Source organism: Noviherbaspirillum denitrificans, from assembly GCF_002211445.1.
In the GTDB taxonomy this organism is placed as follows: Bacteria; Pseudomonadota; Gammaproteobacteria; order Burkholderiales; family Burkholderiaceae_D; genus Noviherbaspirillum; species Noviherbaspirillum denitrificans.
In genome coordinates, this window is the sequence record NZ_LSTO01000001.1 from 853,493 (window position 1) to 856,562 (window position 3,070).

Genomic DNA, 3,070 nt, shown 5'->3' on the forward strand with positions numbered 1-3,070 from the left:
CGAATTCATCGTCCTGCTTGCCGACATCGAAGGCGGTGACGCAAAAGATGCCGCGCGCGCGGTCGCTGAAAAGTGCATCGCTGCGCTGGACCGTCCCTTCGCCGTGTTCGACGCGATCTGCACGCTCGGCGTTTCGATTGGCATTGTGGCCGGCGACGCGTCCTGCTCGGCCCACACCCTGCTGGTCGATGCGGACCGCGCCATGTATCGCGCAAAGGAGGCGGGGCGCGGCCGTTATCACTTCGCCGACGACCGCGCCGCCGATGCGGGCGAGCGCGCCGTTTAAACCTTCCGCAACATTTCCCGGTACTCGGTCGGCGTCACGCCCACCGTCGCCTTGAACTGCCGGCTGAACGCGCTGTGGTCGTGGTAGCCGCAGGCAATCGCGACATCGGTGATGCTCGTGTCGCCGGCCAGCATACGCGTCGCCGCTTCCAGCCGCGCCTTGACCAGCATCTGGCGCGGGCTGAGATAGAAAATCTTCTTGAAATAGCGTTCGATCTGCGACACCGACAGGCTGGCCAGCGCGGCCAGTTCGGTGAACTGCACATTCTGATCGTAGTGCTCCTGGATGAAGTGCGCGGCGGCGGCGATGCGCTGGTAGACCGGATGCTTCTTGTCCGGCATCGCCAGGTCGCGCGAAATGCCGGCCAGGCCGATGATGCGGCCGCCGGCGTCGCGCAGCGGGATCTTGTGCGTCAGGCACCAGCCCGGATCGCGGTTCGGATACAGGTGCAATTCGAGCTGGTCGTGGATCTCGCTGCCGGTCGAGAGCACGGATTCATCCTGCGCGAGGTAGGTCGCGCCGAAGCGGCTGGCGAAGACATCCGTGGGCGTGCGCCCGAGCAGCGCGGACTTTTCGCGCAAGCCGCAGCGCGCCACCAGCGTCTTGTTGACCAGCACATAGCGCGCTTGCGCATCCTTCACGAAGAACACGACGTCCGGCAGCGCGTCGAACAGCGGCTCAGCGAAGAAGAGGTCGGGCGGCAGCGCGCGCAGCAACTGTTGCGCGCCGCCTTGCTCCGGCAAATGTGGAAGGTCTTCGGGCTGCATGGCTTCCCTGTGAGGATGGCTGCCGCCCTGGGCGAACCAGCGAGCCGTGATGCGTCCCATGGGCGGATCCTTACTTTAGCACGGCGATGGCTTCGCGCTTCGGGCCATGGAAGGTGTAGATCGTCATGGTCGGCACCTTCAGGTCGCCCTTGGCGTCGAACTCGATCTTGCCGGTCACGCCGTTGTAGCTTGCGCGCTTGAGCTCGGGCAGGTAGGCCTGCGGGTCGACCGAATCCGCCTTCTTCATTGCCCCGGCCATGATCATCACCGCGTCGTACGCATACGGCGAATACACCTGCACGTCGGCGCCAAAGCGTGCCTTGAAGCGGTCTCGGAAAGTGACGCCGCCCGGCATTTCAGTCAGCGCGACACCCGATTCCGAGCAGTACAAGTCCTTGGTGCCGATCGCGTCGCCGGCCAGCTTGACCATCTCCGGGCTGCAGATGCCGTCCGCGCCGAGCAGCGGCACCTTGATCCCGAGTTCCTTCATCTGGCGCATCAGCGGGCCGCCCTGCGCATCCATTCCGCCGTAGAAGATGCCGTCCACCTTGGCGCCCTTGATCGAAGTGAGTATCGCGCGGAAATCCGATGCCTGGTTACCGGTGTACTGGCGCGTCGCAATCTCTCCGCCGGCCTCCTTTGCGGCCTTGATGAACTCATCGGCGACACCCTGTCCGTAGGCGGTGCGATCGTCGATCACCGCAAAGCGCTTGAGCTTCAACGTGGCCACTGCAAAGCGGCCGATATTGCCGCCAAGCTGGTCGTCGGTCGGTACGACGCGGAAGGCGCTACTGAAACCCTGCCGGGTGTATTTCGGGTTGGTCGCTGCGGGCGAGATTTGCGGAATGCCGGCATCGGAATACACCTTGGAAGCAGGAATCGTGGTGCTCGAATTGAAGTGCCCGATCACGCCGTTCACCCGCGCGTCAACCAGCGCCTGCGCGATCTGGGTGCCGGTCTTCGGATCGGACGCGTCGTCCTTGCTGATGACTTCAAAGCGCACCGGCTTGCCGCCGATCGTCATGCCGCTCTTGTTCAAATCATCGATCGCGAGCTGGATGCCGTTTTCGATGTCCTTGCCGTAATGCGCATTCGGGCCGGTGAGCGGCGCGCCGCTGCCGATTTTCACGATGGACTGTGCGCCAGCCACGGGCGCGATGGCGGCGATCGCCGCGGCAAGGATGAATGTCTGGTGCTTCATGGTGTTCTATCTCCTCGATTGGATATTGGATCCGCTGATTTTTCTGAACCGGACTTCACACGGTCCTGCACATCTTGGGTCTTTGGCGGCGCGCGGTCTTGCGCATTTTTGGCCTCGTTCGTGCCGACTTCCGCACAGTGCCGATTTCGGCATCAAAGGCGCGGACAAGCACATGGCGAGGCTTGCCGGCGGGATCTACAGTGCGCTTTCCCGCAGCACTTTTATTCATGAGGAGATCAAGATGTCCAAAGCCCGTTGGGAAGGTGTATTCCCCGCCGTCACCACCAAATTCAAGGAAAACGAAGACCTCGACTTCGCCGAAATGCAACGCCACTATTCCTTCCAGGTAGACAGCGGCGTGCATGGCCTCGTCACCTGCGGTTCGCTGGGCGAGGCAAGCACCCTGTCCTTCGAGGAAAAGCTCGATGTCACCCGCGTCGCACTGGAAGCCGCCGACAAGCGCGTGCCGGTGCTGGTGAACGTGTCCGAGACCCGTACCCGGACCGCCTGCCGTTTCGTCGAAAAGGCGGCGGAACTCGGCGTGCAGGGACTGATGGTCATGCCGTCTGTGCTGTATGCCGCCGATGCGCGCGAGGCAAAGGACAACCTGCGCACCATCGCCCGCGCGGCGCAACTGCCGATCATGGTTTACAACAACCCGGTGTCCTACAAGGTTGATCTGCTGCCGCAGGATTTTGTCGATCTTTCCGACTGCGAATGGATCGTCGCGATCAAAGAATCGAGCGACAACGTGCGCCGCATTACCGACCTGCGCAACACGGTCGGCGATCGCTTCCAGCTGTTCATGGGCGTCGA

General features: G+C 62.8%; 4 protein-coding genes. 2 read left to right on the top strand and 2 right to left on the bottom strand.

Features of this window, described 5'->3' with window-relative positions:
* Positions 1-286, top strand: a 286-nt coding sequence (locus tag AYR66_RS29300) for a diguanylate cyclase domain-containing protein (RefSeq protein ID WP_206047053.1), incomplete at its 5' end; no start/stop codon positions are given.
* Here AYR66_RS29300 and AYR66_RS04300 read toward each other — a convergent pair.
* Positions 283-1,113 (bottom strand): AraC family transcriptional regulator, encoded by an 831-nt coding sequence (locus AYR66_RS04300; protein ID WP_234814749.1) that lies wholly within the window; start codon positions 1,111-1,113, stop codon positions 283-285. The two genes, AYR66_RS29300 and AYR66_RS04300, sit on opposite strands and share 4 nt — an antisense overlap.
* Before the next feature lie 10 nt (positions 1,114-1,123).
* Positions 1,124-2,254, bottom strand: coding sequence for a branched-chain amino acid ABC transporter substrate-binding protein (locus tag AYR66_RS04305; protein ID WP_088706504.1), 1,131 nt, complete (start codon positions 2,252-2,254; stop codon positions 1,124-1,126).
* Positions 2,255-2,495: 241 nt separating this feature from the next.
* On the opposite strand from AYR66_RS04305, the gene AYR66_RS04310 reads away from it, so the two are divergent.
* The coding region (locus tag AYR66_RS04310; RefSeq protein ID WP_141104154.1) for a dihydrodipicolinate synthase family protein at positions 2,496-3,070 on the top strand (575 nt) is incomplete at its 3' end.

Excerpts from the sequence above, each read along its gene's own strand:
- AYR66_RS04305 (WP_088706504.1), bottom strand. The coding sequence starts at position 2,254 with ATGAAGCACCAGACATTCATCCTTGCCGCGGCGATCGCCGCCATCGCG.
- AYR66_RS04300 (WP_234814749.1), bottom strand. The coding sequence starts at position 1,113 with ATGGGACGCATCACGGCTCGCTGGTTCGCCCAGGGCGGCAGCCATCCT.